Annotated in this window: 7 protein-coding genes; all 7 read left to right on the top strand. The window is 62.6% G+C overall.

Translation table 11 applies throughout. From position 1 onward, the window contains the following. On the top strand, window positions 1-490 hold a 490-nt coding region (rpsE, locus tag EN906_RS24595), incomplete at its 5' end, for a 30S ribosomal protein S5 (RefSeq protein WP_127375446.1). Between the two features lie 24 nt (window positions 491-514). Continuing rightward, window positions 515-712 (top strand): 50S ribosomal protein L30, encoded by a 198-nt coding sequence (gene rpmD, locus EN906_RS24600; RefSeq protein ID WP_006205449.1) that lies wholly within the window; start codon window positions 515-517, stop codon window positions 710-712. A 22-nt stretch (window positions 713-734) separates the two neighbouring features. Continuing rightward, complete coding sequence (gene rplO, locus EN906_RS24605) at window positions 735-1211, top strand: 50S ribosomal protein L15 (protein ID WP_013531434.1); 477 nt, start codon at window positions 735-737, stop codon at window positions 1209-1211. 192 nt (window positions 1212-1403) lie between these two features. After that, window positions 1404-2744: a preprotein translocase subunit SecY gene (secY, locus tag EN906_RS24610; protein WP_127271595.1), complete on the top strand. Its 1341-nt coding sequence runs from the start codon at window positions 1404-1406 to the stop codon at window positions 2742-2744. Further along, window positions 2741-3337 carry an adenylate kinase gene (locus tag EN906_RS24615; protein WP_013531436.1) on the top strand — a complete coding sequence of 199 codons (597 nt, stop codon included), beginning with the start codon at window positions 2741-2743 and terminating at the stop codon, window positions 3335-3337. The genes secY and EN906_RS24615 overlap by 4 nt, the downstream gene beginning before the upstream one ends. Window positions 3338-3546: 209 nt before the next feature. Continuing rightward, window positions 3547-3915, top strand: a complete 369-nt coding sequence (gene rpsM, locus EN906_RS24620; RefSeq protein ID WP_013531437.1) for a 30S ribosomal protein S13 — start codon at window positions 3547-3549, stop codon at window positions 3913-3915. Window positions 3916-4076: 161 nt separating this feature from the next. Then, window positions 4077-4303: 30S ribosomal protein S11 (gene rpsK / locus EN906_RS24625; RefSeq protein WP_127375447.1), on the top strand; the 227-nt coding region annotated here is incomplete at its 3' end.

Genomic DNA, 4303 nt, shown 5'->3' on the forward strand with positions numbered 1-4303 from the left:
CGTCCACATCAACCGCGTCGCCAAGGTCGTCAAGGGCGGCCGTCGCTTCGGTTTTGCAGCACTCGTCGTCGTCGGCGACCAGAAGGGCCGCGTCGGCTTTGGTCACGGCAAGGCGCGCGAAGTGCCGGAAGCCATCCGCAAGGCAACTGAATCGGCCAAGCGCGACATGATCTTCGTGCCGCTGCGCTCGGGCCGTACGCTGCATCACGACGTCGAAGGACGCTGGGGTGCTGGACGCGTGCTGCTGCGCGCCGCCAAGCAAGGTACCGGCATCATCGCCGGTGGCCCGATGCGCGCTGTCTTCGAGACGCTCGGCATGCATGACGTGGTCGCCAAGTCGATGGGTTCGTCGAACCCCTACAACATGGTTCGCGCCACCTTCGACGCGCTGAAGAGCCAGATGCATCCCAAGGATGTGGCTGCTGCTCGCGGCATCAAGTATTCGACCCTTCAGGCCCGCCGCGGCACCGCCGTTGCGGCTGAAGAATAGTCGATCTGACCAGGGATTTTGACCATGGCCAAGAAAGCAACCAAGACCATCACCGTTGAGCAGATTGGTTCGCCGATCCGCCGTCCGAAGGAGCAGCGCGCGACGCTGGTCGGCCTCGGCCTCAACAAGATGCACAAGCAGCGCACGCTGGAAGATACGCCCTCCGTGCGCGGCATGATCGCTGCCGTCCAGCATCTCGTCCGCGTCGTGGACGAGGGCTGAGCCAGAGCGCAGGAGAACTCAGATGAAACTCAACGATCTGCGTGACAAGGACGGCGCGACGCACTCCAAGAAGCGTCTCGGCCGTGGTATCGGCTCCGGCTCCGGCAAGACCGGCGGTCGCGGCGTCAAGGGCCAGAAGGCGCGCTCCGGCGTCGCCATCAACGGCTTCGAGGGTGGCCAGATGCCGCTCTACCGGCGCCTGCCGAAGCGTGGCTTCAATAACATCTTCGCCAAGAGCTTCACCGTCGTGTCGCTGGCCCGCATCCAGGTGGCCATCGACGCCAAAAAGCTCGACGCCAAGGCGACCGTGACGGCTGAATCGCTGGTTGCCGCCGGCGTCATCCGCCGCGTCAAGGACGGCGTGCGCATCCTCTCGGACGGCGAGATCAAGGCGAAGCTCGCCTTTGACGTCGCCGGCGCCTCCAAGGCCGCGATCGAGAAGATCGAAAAGGCCGGCGGTTCGGTCAAGCTGCCGCAGGAAAAGGCAGCTGCCGAGTAACGGCAATTTGAAGCGCGATCGGCAGGAGTGGGATCCGTTTTTGCTCACGATTGCGCTTTGATCTGCTCGACGAGGCGGCCGCGTCAACGCGGCCGCTTGCATGTTTAGAGCCCGGAGCTTATCTCGTGAGCTTCGGTGAAACGCGCCGCCTGACCTCAGGGCCATCAAGCGTTACCAAGCGGAGAATCAGGCATGGCTTCGGCTGCTGAACAATTAGCCTCGAATCTGAATTTCTCGGCCTTCGCCAAGGCGGAGGATTTGAAGAAGCGCATCTGGTTCACGATCGGCGCGCTGCTCGTCTATCGCCTCGGCACCTACATCCCGCTTCCCGGCATCAATCCCGACGCCTTCGCCCAGGCCTTCTCCTCGCAGAGCAAGGGCGTGCTTGGCATGTTCAACATGTTCGCCGGCGGCGCCGTGGAGCGCATGGCGATCTTCGCGCTCGGCATCATGCCTTACATCTCCGCCTCCATCATCATGCAGCTGATGACCTCGGTCATCCCGTCGCTGGAAGCGCTGAAGAAGGAAGGCGAGCAGGGCCGCAAGGTCATCAACCAGTACACGCGCTACGGTACCGTGCTGCTTGGGCTGGTTCAGGCCTATGGCATTTCGGTCGGTCTGGAAGGCGGCAACGGCATCGTCAGCGATCCCGGCATGTTCTTCCGCGTCTCGACCGTCCTCACGCTGCTCGGCGGCACCATGTTCCTGATGTGGCTCGGCGAGCAGATCACCGCCCGCGGCATCGGCAACGGCATTTCGCTGATCATCTTCTCCGGCATCGTCGCCGGCCTGCCGCACGCCATCTCCGGCACGCTGGAGCTTGGCCGCACCGGCGCGCTGTCGACCGGCCTGATCCTGGCGATCATCGTGCTCGCCGTCGTCGTCATTGCGCTCATCGTGTTCTTCGAGCGCGCCCAGCGCCGCTTGCTGATCCAGTATCCGAAGCGCCAGGTCGGCAACCGCATGTTCCAGGGCGATACATCGCACCTGCCGCTGAAGCTCAATACGGCGGGCGTCATTCCACCGATCTTCGCCTCGTCGCTGCTGTTGCTGCCGGCCACCGTCGCGGGCTTCTCGCAGACGACCAACATGCCGGGCTGGGCAAGCACGATCCTGGCCGCACTCGGCCACGGCCAGCCGCTCTATATGGCATTCTATGCGGCGATGATCGCGTTCTTCGCCTTCTTCTACACTGCGATTGTCTTCAACCCGAAGGAAACCGCCGACCAGCTCAAGAAGCATTCGGGCTTCATCCCGGGCTATCGTCCGGGCGAGCGCACCGCCGATTACATCGATTACGTTCTCACCCGCATCACCGTCGTCGGCGCCATCTATCTGGTGCTGGTGTGCCTGTTGCCGGAGTTCCTGATCTCGGCGACTGGCGTACCATTCTACCTTGGTGGCACATCGCTTCTGATCGTGGTCAGTGTCACGCTCGATACGGTTGCGCAGATTCAGGGCCACCTGATCGCGCACCAGTATGAAGGCCTGATCAAGAAGTCGAAGCTGCGCGGGGGGAAGAAAGCCAGATGAGGTTGATATTGCTTGGGCCGCCAGGAGCGGGCAAGGGGACGCAAGCACAAAGACTGGTAGAAAAACACGGCATACCCCAGCTCTCGACGGGCGACATGCTGCGTGCTGCCGTCCAGGCAGGCACCGAAGTCGGCAAGCGCGCCAAGGCGGTGATGGATGCCGGTGAACTGGTGTCCGACGCGATCGTCAACGCGATCGTCGCCGAGCGTATCGATCAGCCCGACTGCGCCAAGGGGTTCATCCTCGACGGCTATCCGCGGACCCTGGTGCAGGCGGATGCGGTCGAGCAGATGCTGTCGGATCGCTCCCAGGGCCTCGACGCCGTCATTGAGCTCGTCGTCGACGACAAGGCCCTGGTTGGCCGGATCGTCAAGCGCGCCGACGAGGCGCAGGCCGCCGGCCTTCCCGTTCGCAAGGACGACAACCCGACCGTGTTCGAAGAGCGCCTGAGGGAATACTACAAGAAGACGTCGCCGCTGATTGGCTACTACTATGCCAAGGGCAAGCTCCGCAGTGTCGACGGCATGGCCGATATCGACGCCGTGACGGAACAGATCGAAGCGGTGCTCAAGGACGCAGTGCGGGGAAATTAACGATTGCACTTGACGGAGGCGGTTCGCTGCGGTATGGCGGCCCGTCTTCCTATCAGGCATGAGCTTTGCTTGTCCGCAAGGGCAAGGCAGCCGCATTGAACTGGAAACTCCCGCATGGGCCGGCCTCCACCGGACGCGGGGCAACTTCAGACAGCGCCGTGCCCGCCTCGTTTTTGAGGTTGGCCGGCCCACATGGAGAAGGGAAGAACATGGCTCGTATAGCCGGCGTCAACATTCCGACCAACAAGCGCGTTGTCATTGCGCTTCAATACATTCACGGCATTGGCAAGCGGTTCGCCCAGGAGATCGTCGACAAGGTCGGCATCCCGGCCGAGCGCCGCGTCAACCAGCTTACCGACGCGGAAGTGCTGCAGATCCGCGAAACCATCGACCGCGATTACCAGGTTGAAGGCGACCTGCGCCGCGAAGTCTCGATGAACATCAAGCGGCTCATGGACCTCGGCTGCTACCGCGGCCTGCGTCACCGCCGCTCGCTGCCGGTCCGCGGCCAGCGCACGCATACCAATGCGCGCACCCGCAAGGGCCCGGCCAAGTCGATCGCCGGCAAGAAGAAGTAATTTTTTAGGGGAATAAGGGAGTAGGGGAGTAAGGCAGTAGGGAATGCCCGCCAGTCGGGTCGCACTTTTCCCTACTCCCTTACTGCCCTATTCCCCTACTTCCTTACGAAGGTGGAGCCGCTGGCATTACGGCGGTGTAGAGATCAACTGAAAGGACTATCATGGCCAAGGAAGCCGCTCGTGTTCGCCGTCGCGAACGCAAGAACATCTCGTCGGGCGTTGCCCACGTCAATTCGACCTTCAACAACACGATGATCACCATCACCGACGCGCAGGGCAATTCGATTGCCTGGTCGTCGGCCGGTGCCCAGGGCTTCAAGGGTTCGCGCAAGTCGACCCCGTTCGCTGCCCAGATGGCTGCCGAGGATGTTGCCAAGAAGGCCCAGGA

Origin of the sequence: Mesorhizobium sp. M7A.F.Ca.CA.004.06.1.1 (genome assembly GCF_003999135.1) — a bacterium.
In the GTDB taxonomy this organism is placed as follows: domain Bacteria; phylum Pseudomonadota; class Alphaproteobacteria; order Rhizobiales; family Rhizobiaceae; genus Mesorhizobium.

What these genes read in the sequence shown, in the direction of transcription:
- secY (WP_127271595.1), top strand. Translation starts at nt 1,404, where the DNA reads ATGGCTTCGGCTGCTGAACAATTAGCCTCGAATCTGAATTTCTCGGCC.
- rpmD (WP_006205449.1), top strand. Translation starts at nt 515, where the DNA reads ATGGCCAAGAAAGCAACCAAGACCATCACCGTTGAGCAGATTGGTTCG.
- rplO (WP_013531434.1), top strand. Translation starts at nt 735, where the DNA reads ATGAAACTCAACGATCTGCGTGACAAGGACGGCGCGACGCACTCCAAG.
- EN906_RS24615 (WP_013531436.1), top strand. Translation starts at nt 2,741, where the DNA reads ATGAGGTTGATATTGCTTGGGCCGCCAGGAGCGGGCAAGGGGACGCAA.
- rpsM (WP_013531437.1), top strand. Translation starts at nt 3,547, where the DNA reads ATGGCTCGTATAGCCGGCGTCAACATTCCGACCAACAAGCGCGTTGTC.